Source organism: Desulfobacterales bacterium, from assembly GCA_030066985.1.
Taxonomy (GTDB): Bacteria; Desulfobacterota; Desulfobacteria; order Desulfobacterales; family JAHEIW01; genus JAHEIW01.
The window spans coordinates 1-15,011 of record JASJAN010000050.1 but is presented as its reverse complement, the minus strand read 5'-3'; the positions used below and the strand labels follow the sequence as shown (position 1 = coordinate 15,011).

Here is a 15,011-nt window from a genome sequence, read left to right as displayed (position 1 = left end):
GGGGGCTTTTATGGTCGATCTCGATTTTTTGGAAGATGTGGATGCGTTTTCAGACCTGGATGATGATCAGCTGGCAACCGTACAGGAATGCTGCGAAGTCGCAAAATTTAAACGCGGCGAAACCATCTTTGCGGCCGGACAAGTCCCTGAATATTTTTGGCTCGTGCTTGACGGTGAGGTGAATCTGATCTGGGATGCCCCCGAAGGACCGGCAATGCCCGAAGACACCATCTCGACCCTGACCGAAGGGATGCCTTTCGGCTGGTCTAGTCTGGTGCCGCCCAACAAGTACCGCCTTTCTGCCCACTGCGCTTCGCGAAGCTGCAAGACGATCAAAATCTCGCGAGACCGACTGCTGCAACTGTTCGAAGATGACGCCCAGCTGGGATACCGCGTTATGGCAAAGGTCATGATTGTCGTCGGCCAACGATTTCACCAGCTTCAAGATGAAGTCGCCCGTCGCAGGGGCTATGATATTATTAATCGGTGGTAAACACAGGCGCTTATTCAAGTGGTGTTAAAAGGTGTTTAGGGGGACCAATTAAACGAATCTTAACTTCCAATTGGAATGTTGGCGTGCTGGCGTAGTGGAATATTGGAATAATCGGAATGAGCTAAAATTATTCGAATTTCCATCGCGCCATGAGGCCATGACGTCATCACGCCGTTTTGGCAGCGCTATCATCTCTCATAACTATCTAAAAATTTTATATTTAGCTGGATTCACACTTTACCAGAAATTTCTTGAAAGCTAGTCGACATTATGGTAGTCGGTGCATGGCTTTCTGGCATGCAGTTGACAGGCAACACAAACACGATACGGAAATCATATGTTTTCAAAAAAAGAAATGAAACTGGCAGGTGCATTGGCCATATGTTTATTGGTCATCGGTGTGATTAGCTACGCCGCCTTTCCGCTCAAGGCGCCGGAAGAGCCGCTGCGTTTGATGTATACGGTTGCGGCGGGCAATGTCCTGTTCAACCATAAAACACACGCATCCATAGAAGGTTACGGGCTGTCGTGTTTTGACTGCCACCATCATCCCCCAGAGGACGATTCGGCGCTTGTTGCCTGTGGTGCATGTCATTTGCCCCCAGCAGAAGAAACTGAGGTCAATGAAACTTGTCTGGATTGTCATGATGAATCTGATTTCGAAGATACGGAAATGCTGACGCGGGGCGACGCATTCCATGACCAGTGTATCAAATGTCACCAGGATTTTGAAGCCGGTCCGGTAGAGTGTACCGGCTGTCATGCACTATAAAAACTGGATTGAGAGAAAAACCAATTGAGAAACCAAAAAAGGTTAAATCATGATTAAAAAAGCATTTTTGGGTTTATCCACACCGCAAATTAATTATGAAACCCTGCCTGCTCAGCTTCCGGGAACGGAAAAACTTCCGGCCCCCAAAACCATCACCCTGTATCACCCCAAAAATGATGATTACAAAACCCCGTCGGCACTGGCCATCGGCGATTCAGTCAAAACCGGTCAAAAGTTAGCCCTTTATCCGGATGAGAAGCACTATGTGATTTCTCCGATCAGCGGTAGGATAGCCGCCCTTTCACCTTATGCGGGTGATTTCGGCAAAGATTATATGGCCATCAGCATTGCACGGGATGAAGCCGAAACGTTTGACGACACCTTCCAGCAAAAAAAGCAAACGCCGTCTTTTGAGCTGCTTAGCGACTATCTGGTCGGTGTCCCGGGCGCACCACCGATCGCCAAGCTTGCCAATTCAAACGGCAACATCAAAACCATTGTCATCAGGGGACTGGACCCTGACCCGATGGTGGATACCAGTCAGTATATCGCTCAATCCCGCATGAAGGATCTCACAAAGGGGATTCAGATCCTCAAAGAAGTGACCGACGTGCAGGATTTTGTTTTATTTACTGCCGGTGAAACGGTGCAAGGGTATGGTCATATCGGCGCCCGGGTCGCCGGGGTCAAAACACAATATCCGGCCGCCTTAGAGCCCATGGTGGTGAAAGAGGTTCTCGGACAGGTTCTGCCGGCCGGGCAGACCTGTGAGGATTTGGGAGCCTGTTTTATCAATGCCGAGGCAGTGATCTCTATTGGCAGTGCCTTTGAAACCGGGCACATTCCGACCGACAAGACCTTAACATTCATTAAAAAAGACGGTACCTACAGAATCATTGAAACCTGCATTGGCACCCCAATCCGTCATATCCTGGAAGCCTATGATGAAACGGTTAACGAATTTGACCGCATTATTCTCGGCGGTCCGATGACCGGTTCGGCGGTTTATGCGTTGGATCATCCTGTTCAGTCGGACACCGATGCCGTAATTGTGGTGGACCGCAACGCGGCTGCCTATGCTTCAGATTATCCGTGTATCAACTGCGGTGAATGTATCCGGATTTGCCCGGCGAAGATTCAGGTCAACATGCTGGTTCGATTTCTGGAAGCCAACCAATATGAAGAGGCCGCCGACAACTACGATTTATATTCGTGTATCGATTGCGGCCTTTGCAGCTATGTATGCGTATCCCAAATCCCGATTTTGCAGTATATCAAGTTGGCAAAATACGAGCTGGAACGCGCAAAAACGTTGGAGGCAGCGAATGCTTGAGAAAAGAGACATGCTTGAGCAGCAATTACCCCTAGGACAGAAAAAATTAATCGTATCCCATGCCCCGTTCTTTCATAGCGGGCGTTCGATAACCGAGCGCAGTTATCATACCATGCTGGCCGCCCTGCCGGCGCTTTTGCTGGGCTTATACCACTATGGCATGCAGGCATTGGGTGTGGTCTGCCTAGCGATCTCCTCAGCGATCATCTGGGAGCTGGCCATTAACCTGGTGACCAAAAGAACCATCACCATCGGCGACGGAAACGCCGCCTGGCTGGGAATGCTGTTTGCCATGCTCGTTCCGGCCACCATGCCCTGGTGGGCGGTCATCACCGGCACGTTCATTGTGGTCGTTGTTGGCAAGCAAATATTTGGCGGTATTGGCAGCAACGCCTTTCATCCGGTCGCGCTGGCACTGGCAATGATGATGCTCTCATGGGGAAGCCTGTTGGACTTTGATGCCGCCCTGCTCAATTACGATCTCGAATTTGCCACCGTTTACCCGCTGGCGGCTGTAAAATATTACGGCGCCGCCTCGGCGGACAACTTCAACCTGGTGGATCTTCTCATGGGACGGCAGCTGGGCGGTCCCGGCGCGACCTTTGGTCTGGGTCTTATCATCGGCGGCGTCTACCTGATGCTGAGAGGCTTTATCCGCTGGGAAATATCCCTCACCTTCCTGGCCGGTGTCTATTTAACAGCCACCGTCTTTAATCTGTTCAATCCGGCCCAGTTTGCGCCGCCGGCCTTTCACCTGCTAACCGGCTATACCTTAATCGGCGCTTTTTTCCTGGCCACCGAAGATTCGTCTTCACCCGTCAATTTCATACCCATGCTGATTTATGGCGCCGTTGGTGGGATTATGACCGTGCTGATCCGCAATATCGGCGCCTGGGTGGATGGGGTTATTCTGGCCATTCTGGTCATCAATCTGATTAGCCCCCTGCTGGATAAAATCCGACCCCCGGCACTTGGAAAGGTTGAATAAGATGCGTGAAATGATAAAAATGCTGCTTGTCCTGACAATTCTGGCCACCTTATCCGGAGGGCTGCTGGCCGCCATACGCGATAACACCAAGGATCGCATTGAAAACCAGGTCCTTGAATTTGTCAAAGGTCCGGCCATCCGATCCATTTTGGAAGGGGCCACCAACGACCCCATCGTAGATCGCTTTCTACTTAAGGTCGATGAAATCGAGCACACCTTTTTTGTGGGTGTTTTTGACGGCGAGCCGCGCGCCATTACTTTTGAAACCTCCGGTAAAGGTTATGGCGGCGATGTGGGTTTGATGGTCGGTATTGACGTCTCGAACAATCAGATCATGGGGGTGGGCGTAACCACCCACGCTGAAACGCCGGGCATGGGTGCCAAAGCCAAAACTGATCCAAGCTTTGCAGCCCAGTTCAAAGAGCTGCCGTTGGGAGAACCGGTCAACGTCACCTCTGACGGCGGCAGCATTAATGCCATCAGCGGCGCCACGATTACATCCCGCGCGGTGACTTCGGCAACCAATGATGCCTTGAAAATATTTGAAAAAGCGAAACCCCAGCTAACCGCAAAGCTGAACGAATTTAAATAATAGGAGCAATGGATGGCCCGATCAATTGTACAGGAATTTACCAAAGGCTTATGGGATGAAGTTCCGCCGTTTCGTTTAGTCCTGGGCCTGTGCCCGGTGCTGGCCGTAACCAAAACCGTTGAAAACGGTATCGGAATGGGTGTTGCCACCACCTTTGTGCTGGTGTGCTCCAACGTGCTGGTATCCATGCTGCGCAAAGTCATCCCGGCCAAGGTCCGAATCGCCTGCTATATTGTCATTATTGCCACATTTGTGACCGTTGTAGAGCTGGTCATGCAGGCCTTTGCCTATCCACTATTTCTGAAACTGGGCATTTTTATCCCGCTCATTGTTGTTAATTGTGTGGTGCTGGGTCGTTCAGAAGCCTTTGCCTCTAAAAACGGTGTGGTTCGATCCCTGCTGGATGGTCTGGGGATCGGCATCGGCTTTACGCTTTCACTTGCGGCGTTGGCGGCTGTACGCGAACTTTTGGGCACCGGTTACCTGACATTATGGAAGGACTGGGGCCTGGTTTACAATACCTTTGGTCCGGCTTACAAGCCGTTTACGTTTATGGTCGAAGCGCCGGGTGCATTTGTCGCGCTGGGTTTGATGCTTTGTCTGATGAATCTGGTGGGTAAAAAATAGGAGATGACGATGGGCGATTTAATCGTTCTGGCAATCAGCTGTATCTTGATCAACAATATTGTGCTGGCCCAGTTTTTGGGTAACTGCCCGTTTCTGGGGACTTCCAAGAAAATGGAAACTGCCGTCGGCATGGCCATGGCGGTGGTGTTCGTGCTCGTTATGGCCGGCGTCATCACCTGGCTTACCGATAGATATTTCCTGAAAGCATTGGGTCTTGAATACCTGCGAACCGTGTCATTTATCCTGGTGATTGCCTCGCTGGTGCAATTTGTCGAAATGTTCCTTAAAAAAAGCATCCCGGGTCTGTATGCCGGCCTCGGCATTTTCCTGCCCCTGATCACAACCAACTGCGCTGTTATGGGCGCTTGCCTGATCAACATCAATGAAGAATACAATTTCCTCGAGGCGCTGGTCGCCTCTTTCAGCTACGCCGTCGGTTTCGGCCTGGCGCTCATCATGTTTGCCGGCGTACGCGAGCGCATTCTTTTAGCCCGGGTTCCGCGCCCACTTCAGGACACCGCCATTGCCCTGGTCACCGCCGGAGTTCTGTCACTCACCTTCATGGCCTTCAGGGGGATGGTATAACCGTTCAAGGTTCAGAGGTTCAGGGTTCAATGGTTAAGGCCCTTGACCTTTGCCCTCTGGTTACTGACATTCGTTCGTGTTGCTCAGTCCTCAGCACTCAGTCCTGAGTCCTCTGAAATCTGACCTCTGACCTCTGACTTCTGACATCTGCCATCCGAATTGACACTTGTGCATGACCGTTCTTATATTTTGACATATCTATTGTTACCTCAAATCAACTTCTATAGGAGAACAACTGATGTTGTACAACAAAATCATGGTCCCGCTGGATGGTTCGGAGCTGGCAGAATGTGTCATGCCGCATGTGGAGGCCATTACAACCGGATGTAAAATCACCAATGTGGTATTTGTCCGCGTGGTAAATCCAATTCAATTGCCGGCCAGTGTGCCGGCCAGAGGCGAATTCGGCTTTGGTGAGGAAGAGCGATTGCAGCTGCAGAAGCAGCACACGCAAGCGGCCGAAGCCTATTTAAAAAGGATGGTGGCAAACACCCGTCTTGATGGTGTGGTTCCTAATTATGAGGTATTGGAGGGCATGGTTGCCGATACGCTGGCGCACTGGGCAGAGAAAAATGAGGTTGACCTGATTGTCATCGCCAGCCATGGCCGTTCGGGTGTCAGCCGCTGGATAATGGGCAGCGTGGCCGACCGCTTGCTGCGCTCTGCCTGTGTTCCGGTTTTGATGATCCGCGCCCCGGGCTGTGTTCCGGGTATCTAAAATAAGGTTCAAAGGTTCAGCGTTCTGCGTTCTGGGTTATGAGCCTTTGAACCTCCGAACCGTTGAAACCAGAACCTTTGAACCCTGAACCTCTGAACCTTGGAACTTTATATATCATATAGGTAGTGACACACATTACACCCCTTCGGCGGATCCGGCATGGCTTCCCGGGCCTGGCGCATCACCTTCACACGGTTGCTGCCCGAAGAACCGAGCAGACCGTTCATGATGATATTATCGAATTTTTCAACCCTTTCCTGGAATATCTGCCGGTAGAATTGACAGCTCTCTGTCTCCCATAAATCCATTAAATCGTCCTGCGGCAGCTTGCCATAGTGGACCGAAGGAATGGTGACTTCTTCTCCCAAGAATGTGGTCGGTCCGCCGAGTGCAAGATTGATACAGGGCGCCACCGTGCCGTCGTATCGAATAAACAGGGAATCGCGCGGATCCTGCTCGCATACAGCCAGTTCCTCAGGTGTAAAAGCGAAGGCCGTCGTTTCGATGTCTAATTTTTTTGCCAGGCGCCGGGCTTTATCCAACGATTTTTGCAGACGCCGGATTTCTTTGGTTTCCTCGGAGGCAAAAAGGCCAAAGCCTTTTCCCTCCTGATCGCGAATGACATCACATTGCTTGAAATTGATCTGATCCACCCCCAGACGATCCGCCAATTTCACGATATCTTCCATCTGGTGCGCGTTTATGTCCATGATAACAAAATTGAGCATGGTTTTGGGCACCTTGTTGCTGCGCAGCCTGGAGATGTTGGCCACGTTTTCACAAACTCGATTAAAATTAGACCCCACCCGGATTTGGTTGTACATCTCGGCATCAGCCCCATCCATGGAAATACAAATCCAGTTAATGCCGGCAGCCAGAATTTTCTTTAGTTTGTCCTCTTTGAGCAGCAGCCCGTTGGATAAAAAACCGGTTTCACATCCGGCTTGAACGGCATCTGCAATCCATTCGGGCAGATGGGGTTGGAGCAGGGGCTCACCGCCACCGGTAAAATCAACCGATTGCACCTGATCTAAATAGGGTCGTATGGCATCCCAAATTTCCGGGGTCATGATACCGCGATTCTGGGATTTTTTGGCGATCTCTCTCCAGGGGCACATGACGCACTTCAGATTACAGGCAATCGCCGATTCCACCTGAAAGAGTCGCCAAGGCCGTTTTTTAAGCGATTTCTTTTCAAGCACCTGATCGCGCAATGATGACAGGCGGCGATCAACATAATTCGGCCAGATGAGCGCCGCCGTTGAAAACCACTTGCCGGCCCGTTCCAGCCAGACTTCGCCCGGCGGGCCGGCAGCGGCTTCAACAACTTTTTGAGCAATTCGAAAGCGAGGCTCGCCGCAGATGTCATGCGGACAGAGCCCCGGTCGTTCTTCTTCCCTGAAAGCATGTTCTTCAAAGGCAGTGGCTACCGTGCCCGGATAAATATTGATAACATCAATCCCTTGGGGGTCAAGTTCCAGGCGCATGGTATTGGCCATAACAGCCAATGCCGACTTGCTGCCGCCATAGACCCCTACCGTTGGAATGGGCACCCGGCCGGCACAGGATAAAATATTGACCACCCGACCGCTGCCCCTTTTTTGCATCTGCGGCAACAGGGTTTTAATCAGCACCAGAGGCGAAACCGTATTGACCTCGAAAAGATGGCGAATGTTTTCTTCGCTGGTCTCTTCCATCAGGGCAAAATAGCCGACACCGGCATTGTTGATCAGAACATCAATATGACCGAGCACCGCACTGGCTTCTTGCGCCAGCCGGGTCGCCTCTCCGGGTTGAGACAGGTCGGCGGTAATAGCGCGTGCATTTTCTTTTTGCGGCAATTGTGAAATCAGCTCATCCAACGCCTTTTCCGATCGAGAAGAGACCACCAACTGCGCTCCCCTGTCAGCCAGCAATTTCGCTATGGCAGAGCCCAGGCCGCCGCTGGCACCGGTGACAAGAACATTTTTGCCGTCAAAAGAGTATGGCGTCATAGTGGTTTATCCGAAAGCATCGATCTTGAAATATACTATTGACCAAGGAAAATACGATAACCATCTCGCTCATTAAAAGCAAGTAAACGAATAACAATGGGACCCTATGTAGCGGTTGACATTAGACAGGGTTCTCTATATCTTGCTCGCCATGACAAATTACCGCACCATCTGGAAGCATGAGGATCACCAGGCCGATAAAGTCGCCAGAATTCTTCTGGCGGATAAAAAAGTAGCCGTGAACTGGAAAATGTTGCTGCTGCCCGTTTATCTGTATCAGCGTTTCAAATATAAGCAGAGACTGCGTTTTACCTGCAAAAATATTCTATTTACCAAACGGCTTGCTTTTGAAGCAGCAAAAAATATTGACCAGGGCAAAGATTATGCCTGGGAGTTCCGCCAGATTGAAATCAAGACCAAAGACGTCTTGAACAAAGAAAAAAAAGGCTTTTACACCGAAAAAATCAGGCGCCGCCAATTACCCGAAATCGAGCTGCTCATCAACCATTACCGGGATCTTTTCAAATCACAACAAACAACATATGCCGGCATCATCAAAGAACAATTTCCCTCAAAAGGTCAGTATCTGAGCTTTTTAACCTCCCTGCAAAAACTGGAAGATGACGTCATTCAGGCTTCCATTACCACCATGCGTAAAGGAACCAAAACAGATCGCAGACGTTGGTTTCAGAGAGTGAAAGAGGCCACTAATAATATCCGCCTGGCAGAAGCCGATCAGATTTATTCTTAAATCAGATGGTTTCAGGTGTTTATATACATAAGGTTTCGGGTGTCAGGTGTCAGGGTCGGTTAGAAGGGCTGACACCTGACACCCGAAACCTGACACCTTAATTTTTGAACCTAAAGCTTTTTCGACAATTTGCTAAGGTCAGTATCCGATCTGAGTTGAATGTGCACCGTGCGATGTTTTAAAAAGGCCTGACCGCCCCATTTTTCCTTAAAGCGTCGGATACCGCGGTTAACGCCCAGCCCCAGGTTGATGGCCTGCATTCCCTTCGATTGCGCCAGCCGCACCATTTCGTCAAACAGAAGATCAGAAGCACCCGGCACACTCATTTTTGCAGAGCGAAAATTAAATTGGTAAAAGGCATAGTGAGCCGAACCCAGATCGACAATGGAAAACGCAGCCAGCCGACCCGACTTACGGGCCTCAAGCAAGTAAGCCGATGGTGACCGCTTCATATAGGCTGACACCTGTTTAAAGACCTTCACAAGGGCCGCGGATAACTTTTGCCCACCGATAAATTCTTTGATGATCTTTTTGTGTTCCCTGCCAAATTGACCCGCTTCTATTTGCAGTTCCCTTGCAGCGCGCCGCACCATGTAGGCCACATCCGGGTGCGGTGGCTTTAAGGGCAGGTCAAGGCGATAGTAGTGATCTGCCGGCTGGGGCTCATCGCCTGGCGGTAAACCGGACAGGTCTTCGGCAACCAGCGTGATGGCATCCGGGTTGAACCGCTCACAGACCACCGGGTATACCTGTGAGAGCTTCTCAGGAGGGTCTGCCAGGGGATATCCGATAAGAATGAGATGGTTTCGCTGCCGATAACACAGGTAGCCCTGAACATAAAAAGGCGTGCCGCCGGAGACTGCCGTCGCGTACTGGATTAAATGCTCCGGCACATATGCGTGTTGGAAAATATGCTCCTGTTCGTTACGATTTAGCATCTCATGGCTGGGATGGGGGTGAATATAGGTTGTTAACTTCTGCCGCGCGCATGTTTTCGGTGATCGATTCAATTTTGGCGGCCGTCTGGGTATCGGCCTTGCTGCCCAGCGTCCGGTGCGCGGCGTCAATGACCGCTTTTTCAGCCGATTGCAGTGTTGTCAAAAAGGATGAATAATCCGCTGCCGTTTGATAGGCGTGTGTCACCAGGGCGGCATGATCCATGCCGGGTGCGCTTAAGAGCGCGGTGTAATGGTCAATGAGCAACTCCACTTCACTCAGTTGCTGCTGGCGAATATCATCAGAATAAATACCGTTCGGTACCGAGGCCACCAGTTCTTTCGTCTTGGAATCGATCTGCGCCATAACCGCTGTTTTGGGGGCGTCTTTTTTTTTCATGTCCAGGGCTGCATCCAGCGCCATCTTCTTGGTAAACATCTGGTTCTGGATAAAAATCTCCCTGGAATGCTTCAATTTAACATAATTGAGGATAAAAATGACCGGAATCAAGATTTCCCAGACCGTCAGCTGTTTCGGTTTGATCAATGAAAGCGCCAGTGTCCGGGCCCTGGATTCCTCTTTTTCCAGTATGATTTTATATTTTTTGTGATAATCCTCAGTCAATGTCTCTCCGCTGGGTTAAGATATGTTATAAATGGTTAAGCCTCAAATCATGACTTCGGCAAAATTAACAAGTGCCTAAAATGCCTAAAATGAACTAAAGTGACTAAAATTGCAGTGTCGCTATGCTCCATCTTTTCTATTAAATCCCTGTCTTTCGTTCTGTGACAGTTATCGAGGTCGGTCATGTCGTTTTCTGGAAGGCGCTATGTTGATAAGATACCTTATCAGATGGTAGCGGCCTGGTATTTGGGATGTTTAGCATCTAAAATTTTGGTTATGCGAAAATGTTAATATCATCCCAAATATCAGGCCACAGGCAATTTGCCATTCATAGCGCCTGGAAGAAAATGATATGAACGACTTTATCTTTTACCATGATTCGATAACACTGAATTAGAAAACTTCTTCAATTATCTTTGCCCGCCTCTCTTCAAGCTGCTTTTGTTCAGCCAAGATCTTCTCTTTGAGTTTCTCGTTTTCGCCCTTTTTGGCAAGCAGCTCGCGATCCACCTCGGCTTCCGCAGCCGTTAATTCCTCAAAGAATGTCTGCAGGTTCTCCTGGTTTTGGTAAGCGGCTTTCATCAAAGCATAAACACTTAAGCCGTCCTCTTTTAGCAGCATGCCGTAGTGGTCAGCCAGCAATTTAATAGCGCCCACCTGGGCTTGCAGCAGCCCCGTGGAATACAAATCAAGGGAATTTAACCACACCCGGGTGTCGTTTTCAATGTGTTCGAACACATCAGCTTCAGGTTCACCCTGGGCAAGTGCCTGAGCGGCATCAACGGCCAATTTTCGGGGAAAAAGGAAATTCTCGGTATATTTTTTCAGGGCGCTGCCGCGACGCAGGAAATCAATGATGAACATGCCCGGAATGATATAATGCCAGACGGTCAGCGGCCGGGTCACGATAACACCCAGGGTCACTTCGCGGGCCAGTTTTTCTTCCGCTATCAGGATCATCTTGGGTTTTTCCATAGGGCAATATCCTTCAGTGGCCGGTTATGGGAATAAAGCTTTATAGCGGTTGTTAAATATGCGTTGCGATGAGCAAACGTTTTATTTCTACAATAGCTTATACCGCAATTCCATTTATCTGTAAAATTCTATGGAGAGCGGTGAAAATCACCTGAAACGACTTGTCAAATCCCAAAAAAAACACCAGAAACGGAAACCATTTTTGAATTTGCGATAGATGAGTGCTGTTAGTGGCGCTGACAATTTTGAGCGACACAAAAAGAAAGGCGCTCTTCAGAAAAGAGCGCCTTTAAATGTCTATATCTCAATTTAGTGTTTAGTCCGGCAGAATCGGCGGAGTGATAAAAGTGCCAGACCACAGTACCCAGGAAATAAACAGAGTCCAGATAGCATTTGCGGTCTGAGATAACCAGTAGGCAATGGCCGGTCGTCCGCCGCCGACAGTCACCAACTCTTTAAAGTCGGTTTCCAATCCAATGGCCACAAAGCACATTGCAAAAAACCAGCTGCGATAGCTCTTGCAAGCTTTGGAGACGGCCTTGGCCGCTTTTTTGCCCATCGAAGGCTCGATGATAAAAGAAACCACCAGAGAAGCCACCATAAATCCGACCACGAATTTGGGGAAGCGGTACCACACCTCGCTGAAACCGGGCTTCTCAACGCCCTCTTTTTTCTCCAGCGACATGGTCGCCCATATGGCCATTAGAAAGGCCACCAGGCCGATCATCACATTCTGGGCCATCTTTACCATGGCGGCGGCTTCAACTGCCGCTTGGCTTGGATTGCCGGCCTTGTCGCGCAGGATTTCACCGGCGGCAATCACCGCGCCGGTGTTGTCGATCACACCGCCAAGCCAGGCGCCCCCTTGATTGGTCGGCAGATCCAGCCATGCCGCAATCGGCGGCATCACCAGAATCAGGACCACCGCGCATACCAGGACCCAGGCCACCATGTAGCTCACCTCTTTGGGATCACCCTGGACGGCGCCGCCGGCGGCAATACTGGCGGAAACACCGCAAATGGCGTTGGCCGTTGCAATAATGCTGCTGAAGCGCTCCGACACCTTGAATTTGCGGCAGATCCAGTAGGTGCCGAACCACACCACTGTTGCCACCAGTACCGCCTGCATCACGCCGAAAACACCGGCTTTCAGAACCACCGAAAACATGATGGTGGCTCCCATGCACACCAGACCGATTTTAACAAAAAATTCGGTCTGGCCGGCAGCTTTGAGCATTTTGGGCACCTTGAATATGTTGCTGATGATCAGGCCGAAAGCCAGGGCGAATAGGACATAAGAAATACCCCACTTTTTGATAAACGCCTGCTTGGATATCACCATGGACACGACGGTGATGGCAAAAATGACGGTAAAGCCCGGGATGTAATTCTTCAAATCATATTTCATGAAGATGCCGCCGATAAATGTCAGAATCCCCATGGTAAGGCATAAAACGATCGCCGTCCCTACGGTCGACCACCCTTTGGGGAAGGCTGCTGTCAGGCTGGTCCATGTGGCGATTTTGGGCGTTGCCGGGAGCACACCCCAGACAGCTAACAGCAAAATAAACCAGCCAATGAAACAGGCCCACCAATCTTCATTTTGCAGTAGCGGGGTCCTGTTGTTTCCGTTGCTCATTTTATTTGCCTCCTTCTTCTTGGTTAGTTGGGTTGCAAACAAACATTCCAAACTGAGTGTCAATGTTTTCGAAAAGGCTCTGTTCTAATTAACTCAACCTGAAAATGTCCGGTGCTTCACCTCCTTTCAGCCTGATAATTTTAAAACTGTATGGTCTCCATCTGTCCTTTTTTATACCACAAAGTGTTGTATAAGAAGCATCCGGGAAACGCAAGCAGAATCATGTACCAACAGAATGGAAAGGTCAAGAGCAAAATGATCAGCAGCTGTATATTGGTGTATAAAAATATAAATTCCAATTAGTTATGTCATTTCGCGCCCGATAATACCACCCTGTCAGGACTGCCAACTTAGGTTTTAAATGCTTTCTTAAGGTTTTCCGAACACGGATATCCCCTTGACACCCGGTCAGGTCTCGCCTATGATCGCTGCTCAAAATTTGACACATCAGAATCTCTACCCGCTTTCATCGGTGCCCAATTGCAGCTGGATCGCAGGCGACGCTTGAAATAGGTTGACCATGCTCAGCGGTTCTGAAAGGAGTTAAGGGGTATGTTGCTTTACATCGTGCTGTGCCTGATCGGATTTGTATTGCTTTATTTTGGGGCTGAGTGGCTGGTCAAAGGCTCCTCCAGCCTGGCACGCAGCCTGGGGGTGACCCCGATTGTCATTGGTCTGACAGTAGTGGCTTTCGGCACATCAGCCCCCGAGCTGGTGGTGAGCTTGATCTCATCCATTAAAGGCAAAAGCATGATTGCGGTCGGCAATGTGATCGGCAGCAATATCTGCAACATTGCCCTGGTATTGGGATTGTCGGCCTTATTTAACCCCATCAAAAGTGATCCATCGGTCATCCGGCGCGATATACCGATCATGCTGGGCATTTCCCTGTATTTGCTGGTCCTTTCGCTCAATAGCACTCTGGGCCGCATTGAAGGCGCCACGCTTTTCGGCGGCATCATCGCCTACACCTTTATCAATTATTACCTGGCCAAAAAGGAAACCCGGCAAGCCGGCGGTGGTGAGATGACCGCGGCGATCGAATCCGAACTGGAAGATATCGGCTATATTGCTTCCAGATCAAAGCAGATTTTGCTGGTAGTTGTCGGCATCGCCGGTGTGGTCGGTGGGGCCCAGATGGTGGTCGAGAGCGCCGTTTACATAATGACGGAGCTGGGTGTCAGTGAAAAATTTATCGGACTGACCATCGTGGCCTTTGGCACCTCCCTGCCTGAGCTGGCCACATCTGTGGTGGCTGCCATGCGCGGTGAAATGGATATCAGTATCGGCAACCTGGTCGGCAGCAACGTGTTTAATATCATGAGCGTGCTAGGCGCCGCCTCTCTGGTGCGGCCGATTCCGATTCCCGGCGGCTTTTTTGAAAGCGGGCTGTGGATCGATTACCTGGTGATGCTGTTCACCAGTTTTTTGCCCTGGCTGCTGATGCGCCGAACCTATACCGTCGACCGCAAAGGCGGCGCCCTTCTGCTCGCCTGTTATGTGGGATATTTAACCTACCTGATTATCAAGGCATAAAGGGTTCAAAGGTTCAGCGTTCAGGGTTCAGGGTTCAATCTTTCAGGAACCTTTGAACCTTTAAACTTTGAACCTATAAACCCGCCTCCTGGATTTGTTTGATCAGCTGAGCCATATCCGGCGGCAGCGGGGATTCAAACACCATCCATTCATCGCTTTGCGGATGGGCAAGGCCCAGTCGCCAGGCATGCAGCATCTGACGCCTGGCTGATTTTAAGACCTGCAGGATCTCGTCCGGACGGCGGCTTTGTCTGGCAATTGTTTTTTCCAGCTTCCGGGGCCGATAAACTTTATCGCCCACAATGGGATGCTGGATAGACGCACAATGCACCCGTATCTGGTGTGTTCGCCCGGTTTTCAACGTCACCTCCAGAAGAGCAAACTGCTTAAATTGGTCCTTTATTGCCCATTGGGTCTCCGCGGTCCGACCGCTGCGGCTTACAGTGGA

Annotated in this window: 16 protein-coding genes; 10 read left to right on the top strand and 6 right to left on the bottom strand. The window is 50.2% G+C overall.

Features of this window, described 5'->3' with window-relative positions; genetic code table 11:
- Positions 1 to 10: 10 nt before the first annotated feature.
- The 8 genes from QNJ26_19580 to QNJ26_19545 all read left to right on the top strand — a co-directional run bounded on the left by QNJ26_19580 (position 11) and on the right by QNJ26_19545 (position 6,108).
- Entirely contained in the window at positions 11 to 493 is a 483-nt protein-coding gene (locus QNJ26_19580; GenBank protein MDJ0987752.1) for a cyclic nucleotide-binding domain-containing protein, read from the top strand.
- A gap of 337 nt (positions 494 to 830) precedes the next feature.
- On the top strand, positions 831 to 1,265 hold the full coding sequence (locus QNJ26_19575; GenBank protein ID MDJ0987751.1) for a cytochrome c3 family protein: 435 nt from the start codon (positions 831 to 833) through the stop codon (positions 1,263 to 1,265).
- 49 nt (positions 1,266 to 1,314) lie between these two features.
- Positions 1,315 to 2,598: a 4Fe-4S dicluster domain-containing protein gene (locus tag QNJ26_19570; GenBank protein ID MDJ0987750.1), complete on the top strand. Its 1,284-nt coding sequence runs from the start codon at positions 1,315 to 1,317 to the stop codon at positions 2,596 to 2,598.
- Complete coding sequence (locus QNJ26_19565; protein ID MDJ0987749.1) at positions 2,591 to 3,586, top strand: RnfABCDGE type electron transport complex subunit D; 996 nt, start codon at positions 2,591 to 2,593, stop codon at positions 3,584 to 3,586. Before QNJ26_19570 ends, QNJ26_19565 begins: the two co-directional genes overlap by 8 nt.
- Position 3,587: 1 nt before the next feature.
- Positions 3,588 to 4,178 (top strand): RnfABCDGE type electron transport complex subunit G, encoded by a 591-nt coding sequence (locus QNJ26_19560; protein ID MDJ0987748.1) that lies wholly within the window; start codon positions 3,588 to 3,590, stop codon positions 4,176 to 4,178.
- 12 nt (positions 4,179 to 4,190) lie between these two features.
- Entirely contained in the window at positions 4,191 to 4,805 is a 615-nt protein-coding gene (locus QNJ26_19555) for an electron transport complex subunit E (protein ID MDJ0987747.1), read from the top strand.
- A gap of 9 nt (positions 4,806 to 4,814) precedes the next feature.
- On the top strand, positions 4,815 to 5,390 hold the full coding sequence (gene rsxA / locus QNJ26_19550) for an electron transport complex subunit RsxA (protein MDJ0987746.1): 576 nt from the start codon (positions 4,815 to 4,817) through the stop codon (positions 5,388 to 5,390).
- A 238-nt stretch (positions 5,391 to 5,628) separates the two neighbouring features.
- Positions 5,629 to 6,108: a universal stress protein gene (locus QNJ26_19545; protein MDJ0987745.1), complete on the top strand. Its 480-nt coding sequence runs from the start codon at positions 5,629 to 5,631 to the stop codon at positions 6,106 to 6,108.
- Between the two features lie 107 nt (positions 6,109 to 6,215).
- Here QNJ26_19545 and QNJ26_19540 read toward each other — a convergent pair whose 3' ends face one another.
- Complete coding sequence (locus QNJ26_19540; GenBank protein MDJ0987744.1) at positions 6,216 to 8,102, bottom strand: SDR family NAD(P)-dependent oxidoreductase; 1,887 nt, start codon at positions 8,100 to 8,102, stop codon at positions 6,216 to 6,218.
- 151 nt (positions 8,103 to 8,253) lie between these two features.
- Between QNJ26_19540 and QNJ26_19535 the strand changes: the two genes are divergently transcribed.
- Entirely contained in the window at positions 8,254 to 8,853 is a 600-nt protein-coding gene (locus QNJ26_19535; GenBank protein ID MDJ0987743.1) for an NF038143 family protein, read from the top strand.
- Positions 8,854 to 8,963: 110 nt separating this feature from the next.
- Here QNJ26_19535 and QNJ26_19530 read toward each other — a convergent pair whose 3' ends face one another.
- The 4 genes from QNJ26_19530 to QNJ26_19515 all read right to left on the bottom strand — a co-directional run bounded on the left by QNJ26_19530 (position 8,964) and on the right by QNJ26_19515 (position 13,027).
- Positions 8,964 to 9,791, bottom strand: a complete 828-nt coding sequence (locus QNJ26_19530; protein ID MDJ0987742.1) for a hypothetical protein — start codon at positions 9,789 to 9,791, stop codon at positions 8,964 to 8,966.
- A gap of 1 nt (position 9,792) precedes the next feature.
- On the bottom strand, positions 9,793 to 10,413 hold the full coding sequence (locus QNJ26_19525; protein MDJ0987741.1) for an NF038143 family protein: 621 nt from the start codon (positions 10,411 to 10,413) through the stop codon (positions 9,793 to 9,795).
- A gap of 393 nt (positions 10,414 to 10,806) precedes the next feature.
- Entirely contained in the window at positions 10,807 to 11,388 is a 582-nt protein-coding gene (locus QNJ26_19520; protein MDJ0987740.1) for an NF038143 family protein, read from the bottom strand.
- Between the two features lie 316 nt (positions 11,389 to 11,704).
- A complete protein-coding gene (locus QNJ26_19515) occupies positions 11,705 to 13,027 on the bottom strand; it encodes a putative sulfate exporter family transporter (GenBank protein ID MDJ0987739.1) in 1,323 nt (440 codons plus the stop codon).
- Positions 13,028 to 13,579: 552 nt separating this feature from the next.
- Between QNJ26_19515 and QNJ26_19510 the strand changes: the two genes are divergently transcribed.
- Complete coding sequence (locus tag QNJ26_19510) at positions 13,580 to 14,563, top strand: calcium/sodium antiporter (protein ID MDJ0987738.1); 984 nt, start codon at positions 13,580 to 13,582, stop codon at positions 14,561 to 14,563.
- 73 nt (positions 14,564 to 14,636) lie between these two features.
- Here QNJ26_19510 and QNJ26_19505 read toward each other — a convergent pair.
- On the bottom strand, positions 14,637 to 15,011 hold a 375-nt coding region (locus QNJ26_19505; protein MDJ0987737.1), incomplete at its 5' end, for a pseudouridine synthase.

Coding starts and splice junctions, on each gene's coding strand:
- QNJ26_19580 (MDJ0987752.1), top strand. CDS start 11: ATGGTCGATCTCGATTTTTTGGAAGATGTGGATGCGTTTTCAGACCTG.
- rsxA (MDJ0987746.1), top strand. CDS start 4,815: ATGGGCGATTTAATCGTTCTGGCAATCAGCTGTATCTTGATCAACAAT.
- QNJ26_19530 (MDJ0987742.1), bottom strand. CDS start 9,791: ATGCTAAATCGTAACGAACAGGAGCATATTTTCCAACACGCATATGTG.
- QNJ26_19570 (MDJ0987750.1), top strand. CDS start 1,315: ATGATTAAAAAAGCATTTTTGGGTTTATCCACACCGCAAATTAATTAT.
- QNJ26_19565 (MDJ0987749.1), top strand. CDS start 2,591: ATGCTTGAGAAAAGAGACATGCTTGAGCAGCAATTACCCCTAGGACAG.
- QNJ26_19555 (MDJ0987747.1), top strand. CDS start 4,191: ATGGCCCGATCAATTGTACAGGAATTTACCAAAGGCTTATGGGATGAA.
- QNJ26_19560 (MDJ0987748.1), top strand. CDS start 3,588: ATGCGTGAAATGATAAAAATGCTGCTTGTCCTGACAATTCTGGCCACC.
- QNJ26_19515 (MDJ0987739.1), bottom strand. CDS start 13,027: ATGAGCAACGGAAACAACAGGACCCCGCTACTGCAAAATGAAGATTGG.
- QNJ26_19575 (MDJ0987751.1), top strand. CDS start 831: ATGTTTTCAAAAAAAGAAATGAAACTGGCAGGTGCATTGGCCATATGT.
- QNJ26_19545 (MDJ0987745.1), top strand. CDS start 5,629: ATGTTGTACAACAAAATCATGGTCCCGCTGGATGGTTCGGAGCTGGCA.
- QNJ26_19510 (MDJ0987738.1), top strand. CDS start 13,580: ATGTTGCTTTACATCGTGCTGTGCCTGATCGGATTTGTATTGCTTTAT.
- QNJ26_19540 (MDJ0987744.1), bottom strand. CDS start 8,102: ATGACGCCATACTCTTTTGACGGCAAAAATGTTCTTGTCACCGGTGCC.
- QNJ26_19520 (MDJ0987740.1), bottom strand. CDS start 11,388: ATGGAAAAACCCAAGATGATCCTGATAGCGGAAGAAAAACTGGCCCGC.
- QNJ26_19535 (MDJ0987743.1), top strand. CDS start 8,254: ATGACAAATTACCGCACCATCTGGAAGCATGAGGATCACCAGGCCGAT.